Origin of the sequence: Paenibacillus monticola (assembly GCF_009664975.1) — a bacterium.
GTDB lineage: Bacteria > Bacillota > Bacilli > Paenibacillales > Paenibacillaceae > Paenibacillus_AQ > Paenibacillus_AQ monticola.
Window position 1 is genome coordinate 177,774 of record NZ_WJXB01000012.1, and the last position, 15,507, is coordinate 193,280.

Below are 15,507 nucleotides of genomic sequence, written 5' to 3' on the forward strand. Positions count from 1 at the left end.
AGCGGTCAGTTTCTCCCAAAATATTTCTTCATAGTTCGCCGCGAGAGCCTCACGAAGGTATCCTTCTGGCTTTGCCACCGTAAAGGGGCGAAGGAGGTCATATAAGGAATGCCTATGGATTCAAGGCTGCAAAGGTGCAGGGCCAGGATAATCATGGCGATCATTATCCCGTAAAGACCGAAGGACGCGGCAATAGCCATCAGCACAAAACGCAGCATCCGGACAGAGATTCCTACATTAAAGGCGGGCAGCGAAAAATTGGCGATAGCTGTAATGGAGACGACAATAACCATGGCGGCAGACACCAGTCCGGCATCAACGGCAGCCTGTCCAATGACCAGCGTGCCGACAATAGAAACGGATTGTCCAATGGACTTAGGCAGTCTGACCCCTGCTTCGCGCAGAATTTCGAAGGTAATCTCCATAATGAACGCTTCGAGGAAGGCCGGGAATGGAATTCCCTCGCGCTGGCCGATTAGACTGATCAGTAGGGTAGTGGGAATCATCTCCTGGTGAAAGGTGGTGATGGCGATATAGAAAGAGGGTGTGAGTAAGGCGAGCCCAAAACAGAAGTATCTCAGCAGACGGACCAAACTCGCAAAATCACTGCGCTGATAGTAATCCTCGCTTGATTGAAAGAACTGGACAAGCAGTGCGGGAACAACCAGCACAAACGGAGTGCCTTCCACAAAAATAGCAATCCGCCCTTCCAGCAGTGCGGATGCGATCACATCTGGCCGTTCTGTATTGTAAACTGTAGGGAATGGGCTGTAGCGCTTGTCCTGGATCATCTCCTCGATATAGTTGCTCTCCAGCACACTGTCAAGCTTCGCTGCATCCAGCCTCCTCCGCAGTTCCTCCAGCACCTGCATATCGACAATTCCCTCCATGTACATGACCGCTACAGCGGTTTGCGTCTGCTCTCCCAGCTTTCTTTGCTCGATACGCAGCTTAGGGTTTTGGATTCTCCGCCGGACCAGAGCAGTATTCTCCCGCAGAGATTCTGTGAATCCTTCTCGGGGGCCTCTTACCACAGACTGTGAGCTGGCTTCCTCGACGCCCCTTTGCTTCAGTGTCTCCGTTCCGACAGAGAGGGTGATGGCTGCTCCTTCGATATAGATAATAGTGTTCCCGGACAATATCTCGGCCTCAATCTCCGAATAGGTCCGTGCTTCCCCCACTTTGCCGCTCGTAAGGGTCCGTTCTTTCAGAATGTTTAGGCTTTCTTCCGGCTGATGGGGGTCTAGTTGCTCAAATAAGAACAAGTCTCTGTGAATGGCCTGAATCACAAGCTGCGGATCTCCTAATCCTTCAATAAATATGATAGCGGCGGTGAAGGGGCCGAGTGTGATAAGCCTGTATATAATATCTGTGCTCTCGCCAAAGCGTATCTTCATGTCCTCTACAAAAAGAGCAAGTGAGTCGGGCAGTTTCTTCAGTGGCTTATCCGCTTGTTTTGGCTCAGGCAACTTCATCCCCTCCTGTCCGCTAAGTATCTCCGCTTGTATAATTCTGTATGCAGGCGTTTACTAATTACCGAAACGGCTATACTACCTAGTAGTAGTCGAAGGTGTAAGAAGGTAGACCGAAACGAAACAGGAGGATGACCTATGGAATTAAGTATATTGCTGATGATCGTGCAGCTCTTTTTCGCGCTGGTTATCGGCGTTTATTTTTGGAATCTGCTGCGAGGACAAAAGAGCAATAAGACGGCAGTGGACCGAGAGTCGCGCAAGGAGCTCGAAAAGCTGCGGAAAATGCGGATGATCTCGTTGACCAAACCACTGTCGGAGAAGACTAGACCAGCATCAATTGGAGATATCGTTGGGCAGAAGGATGGCCTGCGAGCCTTAAAGGCAGCTCTATGCAGCGCCAATCCGCAGCATGTGATTATCTACGGTCCTCCAGGGGTAGGGAAAACCGCTGCCGCACGTGTGGTTATGGAGGAAGCAAAGAAAAATACATTGTCTCCCTTCAAGAGCGATGCGAAGTTCACTGAGATTGATGCTACCACTGCCCGCTTCGATGAGCGCGGCATTGCCGATCCGCTAATCGGTTCGGTGCATGATCCAATCTATCAGGGAGCTGGGGCGATGGGAGTGGCAGGGGTGCCGCAGCCGAAACCCGGCGCCGTAACCAAAGCACATGGAGGAATATTGTTCCTTGATGAGATTGGAGAGCTTCATCCGATTCAGATGAATAAGCTGCTTAAGGTGCTGGAAGATCGGAAGGTACTGCTGGAGAGTGCTTATTATAACTCAGAGGATAGTAATACACCTGCTTATATCCATGATATTTTTCAGAATGGTCTGCCTGCGGATTTTCGGCTGGTCGGGGCAACTACGCGCTCACCGGACGAGATTTCGCCTGCGCTACGTTCACGCTGCATGGAGATCTATTTCCGTCCGCTGCTGCCGGATGAGATTGCGGTTATTGGTCGAGATGCAATACAAAAGATCGGCTTAAAACCGAGTCCGGAAGCTGTTATGGTAGTTCAGCAATATGCCACTAATGGCCGCGAGGCAGTCAATATGATTCAGCTGGCTGCGGGCCTGGCGCTGACAGAGCAGCGGGACACGCTTAACACTGCTGATGTTGAGTGGGTAGCGGGCAGCAGCCAGCTGCAGCTGCGTACGGAGCGCAAGATTCCGACTACACCGCAGATAGGGCTAGTTAATGGCCTCGCAGTATACGGGCCCGGCATGGGAACACTGCTGGAAATTGAAGTGTCAGCCGCACCGGCTGCTAAAGGTCAGGGCAGGCTTAATGTGACCGGTGTAGTCGATGAAGAAGAGATTGGCGGGGGCTCACGCACGATTCGGCGAAAGAGTATGGCTAGAGGCTCTGTGGAGAATGTGCTGACCGTACTTCGCAGAATGAATTTGGAGCCGGACCGTTATGATCTGCATGTCAATTTTCCTGGTGGGACACCGATTGACGGGCCGTCGGCAGGAGTAGCTATGGCGGTGGCCATCGTTTCCGCAATCCGGGGCTTGCCGGTAGATAATACAGTAGCGATCACCGGGGAGATCGGCATCCATGGTCGGGTGAAACCAGTCGGAGGTGTTATTGCCAAGGTGGAGGCAGCCTTTCAAGCGGGAGCCACAACAGTGCTTATTCCAAAAGAAAATTGGCAGACGCTCTTTGCTGACCTCGCACCGCTACAGGTCATTCCAGTAGAGACCGTGGAGGAAGTGTTCCGCCACCTGTTTGGTGCTCACACCGCCGATGTGAGACTGCCTGCGGTGGCAGGAGAGACGTTCTCGACGGCGCCCTCACTTCTGAAGGCAGATGCTGCAGGCGAGACTGCAAAGGGTTGAGCGACGATTTCATAAAGAGAAGCGGCAGGTCATCTGTCGCTTTCTTTTTTTGATGCATCGTACATTTTAATATAGATTAGCCTGCTGAAGTACGATAAGATAAGACGTTGCCTCATAAGCCAATGGTCATAGTTGGATTAAAGGGGTGACCCTGTGGAGGCTTTGAGATTATTAAAGCTCCATCTGTCGCGGCCCGTTGGTGTTTTGAGGCTGCTTTTGTTAGAATGAGTACATATGACACTACTTAAGAACCATGGGAGGTGCGAAAGCGATGATACCCAACAAATCCAAAGGTCGTCGTTTTCCTTTATTGCCGCTTAGAGGTCTTCTTGTGTACCCTAGCATGGTTCTTCACCTAGATGTGGGACGCGAGAAATCAGTTCGGGCGCTGGAAAAAGCTATGGTTGAAGATAACTTAATTCTCCTCTGTTCTCAGTCAGAAGTTAATATTGAAGAACCGGGACAGGAAGATATATTTCGAGTCGGTACCGTTGCTAACGTACGGCAGATGCTGAAGCTGCCCAATGGCACGATTCGTGTGCTGGTAGAGGGTGTGGAACGGGCCGAAATTCTTCATTATACGGATAATGAGGAATTCTATGAGGTCATGGCGCGTGAGCTGCCGGAAGAAGAAGGCGGTGACCAGGAGAGTGACGCATTAATGCGTTCTGTTCTGAATCAGTTCGAGCACTATATCACTTTGTCCAAGAAGGTTACACCGGAGACGCTGGCTGCTGTATCGGATATCGAAGAGCCGGGCCGGCTTGCCGATGTGATTACGAGTCATTTGGCGCTGAAGATTAAGGATAAGCAGGAGATTCTGGAGACGATCGATGTTCGCAAGCGTCTAGAGAAGCTGCTAGATATTCTAAATAACGAGCGTGAGGTGCTGGAACTCGAGCGTAAGATTAACCAGCGTGTGAAGAAGCAGATGGAAAAGACGCAGAAGGAATATTATTTGCGTGAACAGATGAAAGCCATTCAGAAAGAGCTGGGCGAGAAGGAAGGCCGGGCTGGAGAAGCCGAAGAGCTGCGGGCTCAGATGGAAGAGAAGGATATGCCGGAACGCGTGAAAGAGAAGATTGAGAAGGAAATCGACCGTCTGGAAAAAATGCCGGCAAGCTCGGCTGAAGGTGGCGTTATCCGTAATTATGTGGACTGGCTGCTGTCTCTCCCTTGGAGTGAATGGACCGAGGATGATCTGGATATTCAGAAGGCGGAGCAAGTGCTGGATGCAGATCATTATGGACTGGAGAAGCCGAAGGAACGTGTGCTGGAATATCTCGCTGTTCAGAAGCTGGTCAAGCAGCTTAAAGGACCAATTCTATGTCTGGTAGGACCTCCTGGTGTCGGTAAAACATCACTGGCTCGTTCTATCGCCCGTTCACTGGATCGTAAATTTGTCCGCATCTCGCTCGGGGGTGTACGGGACGAGGCAGAGATTCGTGGTCACCGCCGTACCTATGTAGGTGCGATGCCTGGCCGGATTATCCAAGGCATGAAGACAGCGGGGACAATTAATCCCGTCTTCCTGCTGGATGAGATTGATAAGATGGCGGCAGATTTCCGCGGCGATCCTTCAGCAGCGCTGCTGGAAGTGCTCGATCCAGAGCAGAACAATACGTTCAGCGACCATTTTATCGAGTTACCATTCGATTTGTCGAACGTCATGTTCGTGACGACAGCCAATGCTGTGCATAACATCCCGCGTCCTTTGCTGGACCGGATGGAAATGCTGTACATTCCCGGTTATACGGAACTGGAGAAGTTGCAGATTGCCAGTCGTTATCTGCTGCCGAAACAGAGAAAGGGCCACGGACTTGAGGAAGAACAGTTGACGATCAAGGACGACACCCTGCTGCGTATAGTCCGTGAATACACTCGGGAATCCGGTGTGCGTAATCTCGAACAACAGATTGCGGCCTTATGCCGCAAAGCCGCCAAGCAGATCGTTTCCAATGAGAAAGAAGCAGTGACCATTCTACCCGACGATATCAAGGATTACCTTGGTGCATCGAAGTACCGGTACGGCATGGCGGAGCTGGAGGATCAGATCGGTACCGTGACCGGGCTGGCCTGGACTGAGGTCGGTGGCGATACGCTATTGATCGAAGTAACTGTTGTGCAGGGTACCGGCAAGCTGACGCTTACTGGCCAGCTTGGTGATGTCATGAAGGAATCAGCACAGGCGGCCTTCAGTTATACTCGTTCGAAGGCCGAGGAGTTAGGGCTGCAGCCTGATTTTTATGAGAAAATTGATATTCATATCCACATTCCCGAGGGAGCGATTCCGAAGGATGGTCCGTCCGCAGGGATTACGATTGCTACAGCCTTGATCTCCGCACTGACGAAACGTTATGTCTCGAAGGATGTGGCCATGACTGGAGAGATCACCTTGCGCGGACGTGTATTGCCTATCGGAGGCTTGAAAGAGAAGATTCTAGCAGCCCACCGGGCTGGATACAAGAAGATCCTGCTTCCCAAGGATAATGAGCGCGATCTGAAGGAAATACCAGAGAGTGTACGTAATGATATGGAGTTTGTCCCAGTATCCCATATGGATCAGGTATTGCTGCACGCGCTTGTAGATCACCAGGAACACAAGGAACTTAAGAAACACCAAGAACATCATATCGAGATTAGCATTGAGCCACCTAGCAGTGTGCATTAGAAAGGAAGACCTATGAAAGTAAACAGTTCCGATTTCATAATCAGCGCCGTCGGCCCTGATCAATACCCTGATGATGGCCTGCCGGAGATTGCTCTGGCAGGGCGCTCCAACGTAGGGAAATCCTCCCTAATCAACAAGATGATTAACCGCAAGAATCTGGCCCGGACAAGCTCCACTCCGGGTAAGACACAGCATATGAACTATTACCTTATCAATGAATTAATGTATTTCGTCGATTTTCCTGGTTACGGCTATGCCAAAGTATCCAAGACGCAGCGTGCATCCTGGGGCAAAATGGTCGAGAAATATATGTCCGAGCGTGAGACGTTGAGACTTGTGTTGCTCATTGTAGATCTTCGCCATCCGCCGAGTGCCAATGACAAGATGATGTTCGATTGGCTAAAGCATTATGATCTTCCAATGTGTGTAGTGGCTACCAAGGCCGACAAAATTCCAAAGACCCGTTGGGACAAACATATTAAGATCATGAAGCAGGGGCTTGGTGTGCTTCCAGGAGATAACTTTATACCCTTCTCTGCGGAGATTGGTCTGGGCAAGGATGCGTTATGGGAATTAGTCGATGGCTACATTGTACCTGACGCAGAAGAGGCTTCAGGAGTGAACGAGGACGAGGATCCGGTGGTTCAGGAAGCTGGAGACGAAGCTTAAGTACGGAATTCCCAGTGAACTAGCTAGGGATAACGCGTTATCCTAACAGAATAGTGAGTAAGTGTTATGAATTGGCTAGCTGAACCGTAATCCTCCCGTTTTAAGATCAATTATGGGGGAATTTCATAATCCTTCATAAGAGAAATGAAAAGGCACTTCATTGTATAATCATGCTATTAGATTGTTACAAAGAATTGAGGGATTGTTATGGCTCAGCGATTAGCTACGGAATATGTAAATGCTACTTTGCAAATGACAGAATTTCAATTGAACCAGTTCCTGCTTTCGGCAGATACTTGTTATATTAGTCACCGTGTGAAGGTGCTAGGTGGCGGAGAACAGGAGATTGTGCTGGAGGCTGCTGCGGGAGAGGAAGTTCACTTGTCCTTTGAACGCAAAGGAAATATTTACGTCTGTGCGCTGTCCTGCCAGGTGGTGAATCCTCATCTGAATAACGCAGTCCGCAAGCTATTCATTACTTACAAGGGCACCGGAACGGTGAACAGAATTTATAAAGGATTCACAATGATGTATTATTATGAGCAAGGCTCGGTCCGCCGAATCTCGGAGCTTACACAGAACGGTTGCAAGATGGTGTATCAGCATAAGCAATCCATGGCCGAGATGAGACGGCTCTATCAATCCGAGGCTGTAGAGCGGGAGATTGAGGAATTGCGCCGTAAGATCAATGTATTACTTGATATGCGGAATGTTAGGTATCTGGAAACCGAGCTCATAGAAATTGACTGTGATTTGCAGATTATAGCTCAGCGTTTATTTCAGCTGGAAGCTTAGGTTTAAGAACTTGTGTCATCCAAAAGAGCAATCATTTCCTGGTGAAATGGTTGCTTTTTTTTGTTATAAGGTGAGCTTCCAACTGCTGTCTGTCTTATGCTGTATATCGAATCGACTCCAATTCCCTGTTGTACCTCTCCCCCGTATTAACCGAGTGCCGTTTGAAAGCAGGAGTAGACTTAGCAGCACTCTGTACACTTATTCTGGGGAAATGAATCGAAACACGCTTCACGCCTTCGTCAAACCCTTGACCACGAAGCCTTAGGCTATCGATGGACAGGGGTTCTTCTTTATTTCGCAGGAAGATCAACGTTTGCTTGGGGTTTCTGTTGTGTAAACCGTGAAATCAAACCAGTAACTATCTTTTTTAATACAATGGCTAGTAACAATGTAAGGATAAAACAAATGATATTTAGGAGTAGATCATTCATATTAATGTCCTGCCTTTGACGGATCATTGTGGCCAGTTTTAGAACTCTTTCATGGATCAGATAGATCTCAAGACTATGAGTACCGCAGAAAGATAAGAATCTAAATTTCATACTAGGAAGTCCTGAAAGGATTTGTAAAAAAACTGCTGCGAACATACATAAGGGAAGTGTGATTATGATAAACGGATACCACCAGAGACCAAAGGTCCATAAATAATCAGTGAAATATTTCTGGATCACTGCTAATAGTGCCAAACCTAAAATCAGCATTACAATATGCAGTATTAAATGTTGTTTGGTGAATTTCTTGTTCTTGTCGACAAAATACCCAATTAAAATACCGATGAAGAAAATTGGAATTCTCACAGTGAGAATAAGTAAATACGATAATGCTGTGGAACTTATTATTAAGCTAAGTATTACTCCAATTAAACCGGCAATCGTAACGGTAACATACTTGTTGTAGGTAGTGAAAAAACGCATGAATAGGGGTGTAATCAAATAGAGAACTAAAATTGCCGGAACATACCAATCAAATCGGTTGGCTGAATTCAACCAGAAACTTAAGGTAGTTAAATTCAAAAACATCTCAGTAACTGACATTTCGCCAAAATATAAGTAAAGGAGACAAGTAATCAGTACAACGGGTAGATACGTTGGGATAATCCGTTCCAGTCGCCTCTTGTAGAAAGTTATAACATTTACCTTAGTAGACTTCTGATAGGCGTAGTATAGTCCTAAACCAGAGAGCATCAGGAATACATCTACTCCTCCATATCCAATGGACTTAATGGGGTCAAGAACGGGGACAAATGATAAGTGGATGGTCAAGTGATAAAATACAACCCATAAAATTGCAAGTCCCATAAGTTGAGTACGATAGGTACTAATGAGCTTATAATTGAAATATTTCATTGAATCCCCCCATTCGACAATATATTAGGTAGATATTAAATACTAAATTTTCCTTTGTCAACATAAATAATCCAATAAAAATTGAAGCATTACAGTGTCAACCCGCTTTTCTTACACTATTGTGTGATGGAAAGTTAGCAATTAACCCATCTACTACTATTTATGATTATTCATTAGACGTTATCAAAGGAATTAGCTGTATCTTGATGATTATTGCCCATGTTCCTCTGAAAGCGATTCTGTTCACAGAGACAACGGGTTTCACCTATTTCCCTTGGATGTTTGCCTTTTTGGCAGGAATCTTCGCATATAAATGCAACAATATCTTTAATCTTATTGGATCTCTGGCTGCTGGCTTACTGCTAGCCCTTTCTCTAATGGGATTGAATATTTTCTTTTCACCTTAACGATCTTATTTGGGACCTTTTATGTCTTCAGATGGAAGAAAAATTATTCCTCACGCAGCCCTATTATATTTTTCGGGAAGCACTCGTTCCTATTCTTGTTTACCCATCTCTTCTTTATATTAACCTTTGACTGGTTAGGACTAAGCGATCTATACATTCTGGCGGTGTGGTGTTTGGTCTTTGTATGTACGTATGCCGCAATGATAATCCTGCTGTGGCTTAACCGATATATTGAACGCTATTTTGAATATCTGTTCCTGTGGATTCTTATCGTCATTGCAACTGTATCTATCCCGCTAATCATCTCTAATGCGCAGTTAATCATTCTATCAGAGGCGTTTATAGGTGTCCTGTTTTCCTTGAATTATAAGAAGCTGTCTAAACTCATGCCCACATAACAAACAGCCCTGCCACAAGGCAGGGCGGGAACCCACATCCTACACCCTAGACCACAAAGCCTGCGGCCGTGGGCGAACTGGGGTTCTTTTCCCATTCAGCAGGAAATGGAGGATGGGAATCTTCTGAACCAATAGATTAAATAAGAGAGAGCCGCTTACGGCAATAACGGTGGTGATCAACCAGTTCAGATGCAGATGGAAGAGATACTGCTCCAGGAAATTGAGTACTAGAATGAAGATTCCATAATGGAAGATTAGGAGGGGGAGCGATTCTTGCCCTAAATAGGTAAGCAAGCGGGCAAACCATTTGAATTGGGTTAAAGCATTGGTCATTTTGATGACTAGTATACTTCCGGTTATCCCGGCTACATAAAATAACAGGACATTTCCGTATATTCTATTGTTCATATCTACATAAGAGTTGAAATACGCAGTGAGCAGGAATAGAAGGAGCAGAACGATGGAGCTGAGGTCGAAGGTGCGCAGTTTCTCTATTAATTTATATTCTTTTAACTTGTAGCCGATAAACACGAACAATTGCGCAACCAGAGCCACATCGATGTTCCAAGGCAGGAAAAGGACTGTACTAATGAGAAAGCCGCTTAGGCTCAATAGTAGCATGATCCCCAGTTGGATCTGCCAGCTGTAGGGATCTATATATCGCATAACGATGCAGAAGATGATCTGTGTTACAAACAGACAAGTGAGAAACCAGATCGGCACATTGATTAAGCTTCCCTCCAGACTCGTTCCATACACAATCGCCAGGAGTGGCTTATACCAGACGATATCCCAGCTTTGGCCTTTGACGATCATCTGCAGGATGACCCATATGAGATAGGCTAGTAGTCCGGCTGAGACATACGGTACGATAAGGCTGAAGAAGCGGGTTCGGATCAACAATTTTAGATTATGAAAATATTTCGAAGCACTGAAGATATAACCCGATACCATAAAGAACAACGGCATTCTAAAGTCTCTAAACAGATCGCCCAGCACAATCGGAGTAAAGTCAGCATGCCCTATAACTACTAACAAAATGGTAATTCCTCGAACCATATCGATTACTGTCAATCGTTTTGTCTTTGTATTACTAGCCTCTGCTGGCAAGGATACTTCTGAAGTTTGCATAATAAGGCGGCTGCCTCCTCCCGAATAAGATATAAAATACCTTATAGGAGTCGGTTGCTATTAGCAATAGTGCATAGGATAGATTCTAGTTTGGGATCGCTGCAGCCAATCTGGGACCATTTTATGATCATTGACTTACAATAGTGAACATTGTATTCTTATTTAAGTCACACGCGTAGCTGAAATAACTTTTACAACATCATATGGATTTACAAACGGAGGAGCCTGTCACCAAGGGCTCCTTCTTTGTTTTTTTAGGCATACTATTTTTAAAGTTCAGCTAAGAATTGGAGGAATTAATTCATAATGGAACAACAGGCAATTTGGGCAATTGGAATTTTTCTTGTTATTTATGCACTTATTATTTCGGAAAAGGTTCATCGGACGATTGTAGCCATGATCGGTGGACTACTTATGGTAGGACTAGGCATTGTTGATCAGGAGACGGCATTGCATCATATTGACTTCAACACGCTCGGTCTGCTTATAGGGATGATGATTATCGTAAGTATAACAGCCGACACTGGCCTGTTTAAGTTTATAGCCATCTGGGCTGCCAAGAAATCGAAAGGGAACCCGGTCAGCATTCTGATTGCACTGGCGCTCATTACTGCAGTCGCTTCCGCGTTTTTGGATAACGTTACAACAGTGCTGCTGATGGTGCCAGTCACTTTTAGTATTACGCGTCAGTTGCGTGTGCCGCCGTTCCCGTTTTTATTCACACAGATTATTGCCTCTAATGTCGGCGGTACAGCGACACTGATTGGAGACCCTCCGAACATTATGATTGGCAGTGCGGTTAAAGAATTGACGTTTATGTCCTTTATCAGCAACTTAGCTCCTATTGCAATCATAGTTATAATTGTTTATGTGCCTATCTTTATCCTGTTGTTTCGCAAACAGATCAAAACGACACCAGCATTAACGAAAAGTATTATGGATATGGATGAAAAGGAGCTTATTGCTGATCATAAGCTGCTTCGTAAGTGTTTGATCGTATTAGGGTTGACGATTCTCGGATTTTTTCTCCATCAGTCGGTTCATCTGGAGTCGGCTACGGTTGCCTTGGCAGGTGCTTTTCTGCTGCTGCTTCTAACCGGTGAGCATATGATGGAGCAGGCATTTACTAAGGTAGAATGGACTACCATCTTTTTCTTCATAGGTTTGTTCGTTCTGGTGTCCGGGCTCGTGGAGACAGGTGTAATCGCCAAATTAGCGGCCCAGGCTATTGAGCTAACCCATGGTAATCTGGTGGCGACTTCCTTTCTTATCTTATGGATGAGCGCAATAGCGTCAGCATTTTTGGACAATATACCTTTTGTAGCAACGATGATCCCGATGATTAAGGAAATGGGCAACATGGGTGTCAACAATTTGGAGCCGCTCTGGTGGAGTCTTGCGTTAGGTGCTTGTCTGGGCGGTAATGGTTCGCTGATAGGCGCAAGTGCCAACCTGATTGTTGCCGGCATGTCGGGTAAAGAGGGGCATCCGATTAAATTTATGCAGTATCTAAAATATGGCTTCCCACTCATGATATTATCTATTGTTGTATCGAGCGTTTATATCTATCTTAGGTATTTAATCTAGAGACGAGAGGATGCGAACAGTAAAGATGGAACTAACTTATCGATACCACAAGGATGAAATAGAAATTAGTGAAACACCGACTGATACGGATATTGAGTTTGAAATCTGGATTTCAGCGGAAAAACATTGGGCGGGAATAAAGGCGGTACAGAAATTCTTTGAGGAGGATAAGGTCTATACGGATGTCTTATTTTATGCCTACGAGAACCATCATTATCGAGTGATTGTCCGGCGGGATTACTACGTGGCCTTTATCCTGGGGCTGCTGAAACAGCATCTTATTGAAGCTGCTGAATGGGTTTAACTTAGAATTATTGTTCGATTATTCGTCCGGTAAGTGAATGAATTAATGTAGTTGTGCTTTGATTTGAATTGATGTATTGAAGCCTTACGATATAAATAAGCGGAACTCCCGGACGGGTAGGCAGATAATAGTATTCTGCTATCGGTTTGTTCGCGATCTCCGACTGAGCCGCAGCTATAGCCGTTTGGATGGCCTGCTTCTTAGTAATGGCAGAGTGCATAGGGCGGTTAAATAACTGTTTCTCTAGATGAGGATGAATGGTTCCTTCGATCCTTTGGATGACACCTTGATTACTTATTTCAATAACTAATTTATCTTCCCATACGGGTGTTCCAAATAAAAGATGCTGATAATGAACATTTATTTTATCTGGATGGCGCTCAACTTCTACAACTTTCATAGTATGTTCCGGGTCGCGAAGTCCGTATAAGGTTCTGGATTTCTTGAGGAACTCATAGGCGATCCATTCAGGTGAATGATTAGTTGGCTGTGACAAATTGCCCGTAATCTTAGATGGCGTGTTCGTTTCCGCATTCCATTTGACCTCCAGGGTACCTCCGCTGTCTAATTGTTGAAGTATTGCGGCAGCTTTAGGAGGGTTTAACACAGATATACTCATCAAGAGTACGAAGCAGAGAAGTTTGCTAATGGGAGGTCCCTTCTTTCAATGTCTTTGCTTCATATTTTTGACAAGTATCCTGAAGTCTAATCAACAGCAGGGAAGAACGTTTGATCACAAACAGCCTCGCCAATCATATGGCGAGGCTGTTAATTGCGTCTATTTTGCTAATGAATCCCCAACTCTAGGGTATCCACAATCCACACATCCGGCAGGTGGCGGTATTGTTCGGCATAATCTAGGCCATACCCAACGACAAATTCGTCGGGTATTTCGATACCTTCGTAGTCGATCTTGATATCGACCAGCCGCCGGGAAGGCTTATTCAGGATGGTACAGATCTTGACACTGAGCGCATCGCGGGTGAGGAGATGCTTCTGAAGATGCTGCAGGGTCAGGCCAGTGTCGATCATGTCCTCGACGATGAGAATATGCTTGCCACGGATATCGGTATCGATATCCTTTTTGATGACGATGGCGCCAGAGGAGGTAGAGCTATTGCCATAGCTGGATACGGACATATAATCAATTCCAATGGGAAGGGTGATCTCGCGCATGAGATCGGCCATGAACACAGCCCCGCCTTTGAGGATTCCAATCAGGACCAGTTCTTGACCGTGGTAGTCAAGGGAGATTTCTGCTCCGAGCTCCTTCACCCTATGCTGTAGCTCAGCTTTGCTTACAAGAATTTTGTTCAATCCCTTCATGATTGCAGCTCCTTCAAGGATTACGATGATCTATCCTTTTCCTTTAGCATAACATCATGTGCGCCACCTTCGACAATACTTGTGGAGGACACGAGGGTAATCTTCGCATGCTGCTGCAGTTGCGGGATGGTTAAAGCGCCACAATTGCACATGGTGGATTTGATTTTGCTGATGCTAAGATCCAGATTATCCTTCAATCGGCCGGCATACGGGATAAAAGAGTCCACGCCTTCCTCGAATTCAAGCTTGTTCTCTTTGTCATCGTTGCCGAAGTCATACCGTTGCCAATTGCGGGCCCGGCTGGAGCCTTCGCCCCAATATTCTTTGACAAAGTTCCCGCCTACCAGCAGCTTGCGGCCTGGGCTCTCGTCAAATCTGGCGAAATAGCGGCCCAGCATCACGAAGTCGGCGCCCATAGCCAACGCTAAGACGATATGGTAATCGTGAACGATTCCGCCATCTGAACAGATTGGCACATAAATACCGGTCTGGTCATAATACTCCTGACGGGCTGCGGCGACTTCAATTACGGAGGATGCCTGCCCTCTGCCGATCCCTTTTTGTTCGCGAGTAATACAGATAGAACCACCGCCAATGCCGACTTTAATGAAATCCGCGCCTGCTTCAACTAAATACAGGAAACCTTCCTTATCCACGACATTACCGGCGCCAACCTTAACAGTTTCGCCGAAGGTTTCTTTAATGTAACGGATGGTTTCGGCTTGCCACTCGGAGTAACCATCCGAGGAATCGATGCACAGAATATCCGCTCCAGCTTCTACGAGCGCTGGAACACGTTCCTTATAATCTCTAGAATTGATGCCTGCACCAACAATCAACTGTTTATTGGTATCATGCAGCTCCAGCGGATACTCCTGATGGCTGTCATAGTCTTTGCGGAATACCAGATACATCAGATTCCCAGTGCTGTTCACGATAGGTAGGCAGTTGAGTTTATGATCCCAGATCATGTCGTTGGCTTCCGATAGCTTAATTCCCTCCTCTGCGTAGATGAGCGAACTTAGGGGAGTCATGAACGCTGTGATAGGGCTTTCCGGTGTGATGCGGTTCTCACGGTAATCCCGGCTGGTGACAATGCCCATCAGTTTGCCTGTGGGGAGGCCATTCTCTGTTATGGCGATAGTGGAATGTCCGCTTTTGGCTTTGAGTGCCAGCACATCCTTCAGGGTATCTATTGGCCGCAGGTTGGAGTCGCTGACGACGAAGCCAGCTTTGAATTTCTTCACTCTCCGCACCATCTCGACCTGCTGTTCTACCGACTGGGAGCCATAAATGAAGGAGATTCCGCCACTTTTGGCCAAGGCGATAGCCATATTATGGTCGGATACAGCCTGCATTACCGCAGACGTAACCGGAAGATTCATGGTCAGTGCGGGCTGCTCACCTTTTTTAAACTTGGTAATTGGGGTCTTTAAGACGACGTTTCCCGGTGTGCAATCCTTAGTAGTTAAATTAGGTATCAGCAGGAATTCGCTGAATGTTCTGGACGGTTGCTCATAATAAAAAGCCATTCTGCAGCACTCCTTAAAATT

General features: G+C 46.4%; 14 protein-coding genes. 8 read left to right on the top strand and 6 right to left on the bottom strand.

The window, feature by feature from the left end; translation table 11 throughout:
- Positions 1-5: 5 nt before the first annotated feature.
- Complete coding sequence (locus GJB61_RS24700; protein ID WP_476703956.1) at positions 6-1,397, bottom strand: spore germination protein; 1,392 nt, start codon at positions 1,395-1,397, stop codon at positions 6-8.
- A 213-nt stretch (positions 1,398-1,610) separates the two neighbouring features.
- On the opposite strand from GJB61_RS24700, the gene lonB reads away from it, so the two are divergent.
- The 4 genes from lonB to GJB61_RS24720 all read left to right on the top strand — a co-directional run bounded on the left by lonB (position 1,611) and on the right by GJB61_RS24720 (position 7,455).
- Positions 1,611-3,320, top strand: coding sequence for an ATP-dependent protease LonB (gene lonB, locus GJB61_RS24705; RefSeq protein WP_154121683.1), 1,710 nt, complete (start codon positions 1,611-1,613; stop codon positions 3,318-3,320).
- A gap of 271 nt (positions 3,321-3,591) precedes the next feature.
- Positions 3,592-5,991: an endopeptidase La gene (gene lon, locus GJB61_RS24710; protein ID WP_154121684.1), complete on the top strand. Its 2,400-nt coding sequence runs from the start codon at positions 3,592-3,594 to the stop codon at positions 5,989-5,991.
- Positions 5,992-6,003: 12 nt separating this feature from the next.
- Positions 6,004-6,660: a ribosome biogenesis GTP-binding protein YihA/YsxC gene (yihA, locus tag GJB61_RS24715; RefSeq protein WP_154121685.1), complete on the top strand. Its 657-nt coding sequence runs from the start codon at positions 6,004-6,006 to the stop codon at positions 6,658-6,660.
- Positions 6,661-6,867: 207 nt separating this feature from the next.
- A complete protein-coding gene (locus GJB61_RS24720) occupies positions 6,868-7,455 on the top strand; it encodes a non-ribosomal peptide synthetase module (RefSeq protein WP_154121686.1) in 588 nt (195 codons plus the stop codon).
- A 290-nt stretch (positions 7,456-7,745) separates the two neighbouring features.
- On the opposite strand, the gene GJB61_RS24725 is transcribed toward GJB61_RS24720, so the two are convergent.
- Entirely contained in the window at positions 7,746-8,801 is a 1,056-nt protein-coding gene (locus GJB61_RS24725; protein ID WP_154121687.1) for an acyltransferase family protein, read from the bottom strand.
- 119 nt (positions 8,802-8,920) lie between these two features.
- On the opposite strand from GJB61_RS24725, the gene GJB61_RS31935 reads away from it, so the two are divergent.
- Complete coding sequence (locus GJB61_RS31935; protein WP_229522430.1) at positions 8,921-9,208, top strand: hypothetical protein; 288 nt, start codon at positions 8,921-8,923, stop codon at positions 9,206-9,208.
- Between the two features lie 200 nt (positions 9,209-9,408).
- Positions 9,409-9,606 (top strand): hypothetical protein, encoded by a 198-nt coding sequence (locus GJB61_RS31355; RefSeq protein WP_229522431.1) that lies wholly within the window; start codon positions 9,409-9,411, stop codon positions 9,604-9,606.
- 39 nt (positions 9,607-9,645) lie between these two features.
- Here GJB61_RS31355 and GJB61_RS24730 read toward each other — a convergent pair whose 3' ends face one another.
- Positions 9,646-10,737 (bottom strand): acyltransferase family protein, encoded by a 1,092-nt coding sequence (locus GJB61_RS24730; protein WP_154121688.1) that lies wholly within the window; start codon positions 10,735-10,737, stop codon positions 9,646-9,648.
- 306 nt (positions 10,738-11,043) lie between these two features.
- On the opposite strand from GJB61_RS24730, the gene GJB61_RS24735 reads away from it, so the two are divergent.
- Positions 11,044-12,324: an ArsB/NhaD family transporter gene (locus GJB61_RS24735; RefSeq protein ID WP_154121689.1), complete on the top strand. Its 1,281-nt coding sequence runs from the start codon at positions 11,044-11,046 to the stop codon at positions 12,322-12,324.
- A gap of 25 nt (positions 12,325-12,349) precedes the next feature.
- On the top strand, positions 12,350-12,628 hold the full coding sequence (locus GJB61_RS24740) for a hypothetical protein (protein ID WP_195724464.1): 279 nt from the start codon (positions 12,350-12,352) through the stop codon (positions 12,626-12,628).
- A 7-nt stretch (positions 12,629-12,635) separates the two neighbouring features.
- On the opposite strand, the gene GJB61_RS24745 is transcribed toward GJB61_RS24740, so the two are convergent.
- The 3 genes from GJB61_RS24745 to GJB61_RS24755 all read right to left on the bottom strand — a co-directional run bounded on the left by GJB61_RS24745 (position 12,636) and on the right by GJB61_RS24755 (position 15,486).
- Positions 12,636-13,250 carry a hypothetical protein gene (locus tag GJB61_RS24745; RefSeq protein WP_229522432.1) on the bottom strand — a complete coding sequence of 205 codons (615 nt, stop codon included), beginning with the start codon at positions 13,248-13,250 and terminating at the stop codon, positions 12,636-12,638.
- A 164-nt stretch (positions 13,251-13,414) separates the two neighbouring features.
- Positions 13,415-13,957, bottom strand: coding sequence for a hypoxanthine phosphoribosyltransferase (gene hpt / locus GJB61_RS24750; protein ID WP_338116108.1), 543 nt, complete (start codon positions 13,955-13,957; stop codon positions 13,415-13,417).
- Between the two features lie 17 nt (positions 13,958-13,974).
- A complete protein-coding gene (locus GJB61_RS24755; RefSeq protein ID WP_154121693.1) occupies positions 13,975-15,486 on the bottom strand; it encodes an IMP dehydrogenase in 1,512 nt (503 codons plus the stop codon).
- Between the last annotated feature and the right edge of the window lie 21 nt (positions 15,487-15,507).

What these genes read in the sequence shown, in the direction of transcription:
- GJB61_RS24700 (WP_476703956.1), bottom strand. Translation starts at nt 1,397, where the DNA reads ATGAAGATACGCTTTGGCGAGAGCACAGATATTATATACAGGCTTATC.
- lonB (WP_154121683.1), top strand. Translation starts at nt 1,611, where the DNA reads ATGGAATTAAGTATATTGCTGATGATCGTGCAGCTCTTTTTCGCGCTG.
- lon (WP_154121684.1), top strand. Translation starts at nt 3,592, where the DNA reads ATGATACCCAACAAATCCAAAGGTCGTCGTTTTCCTTTATTGCCGCTT.
- yihA (WP_154121685.1), top strand. Translation starts at nt 6,004, where the DNA reads ATGAAAGTAAACAGTTCCGATTTCATAATCAGCGCCGTCGGCCCTGAT.
- GJB61_RS24720 (WP_154121686.1), top strand. Translation starts at nt 6,868, where the DNA reads ATGGCTCAGCGATTAGCTACGGAATATGTAAATGCTACTTTGCAAATG.
- GJB61_RS24725 (WP_154121687.1), bottom strand. Translation starts at nt 8,801, where the DNA reads ATGAAATATTTCAATTATAAGCTCATTAGTACCTATCGTACTCAACTT.
- GJB61_RS31355 (WP_229522431.1), top strand. Translation starts at nt 9,409, where the DNA reads ATGATAATCCTGCTGTGGCTTAACCGATATATTGAACGCTATTTTGAA.
- GJB61_RS24730 (WP_154121688.1), bottom strand. Translation starts at nt 10,737, where the DNA reads ATGCAAACTTCAGAAGTATCCTTGCCAGCAGAGGCTAGTAATACAAAG.
- GJB61_RS24735 (WP_154121689.1), top strand. Translation starts at nt 11,044, where the DNA reads ATGGAACAACAGGCAATTTGGGCAATTGGAATTTTTCTTGTTATTTAT.
- GJB61_RS24740 (WP_195724464.1), top strand. Translation starts at nt 12,350, where the DNA reads ATGGAACTAACTTATCGATACCACAAGGATGAAATAGAAATTAGTGAA.
- GJB61_RS24755 (WP_154121693.1), bottom strand. Translation starts at nt 15,486, where the DNA reads ATGGCTTTTTATTATGAGCAACCGTCCAGAACATTCAGCGAATTCCTG.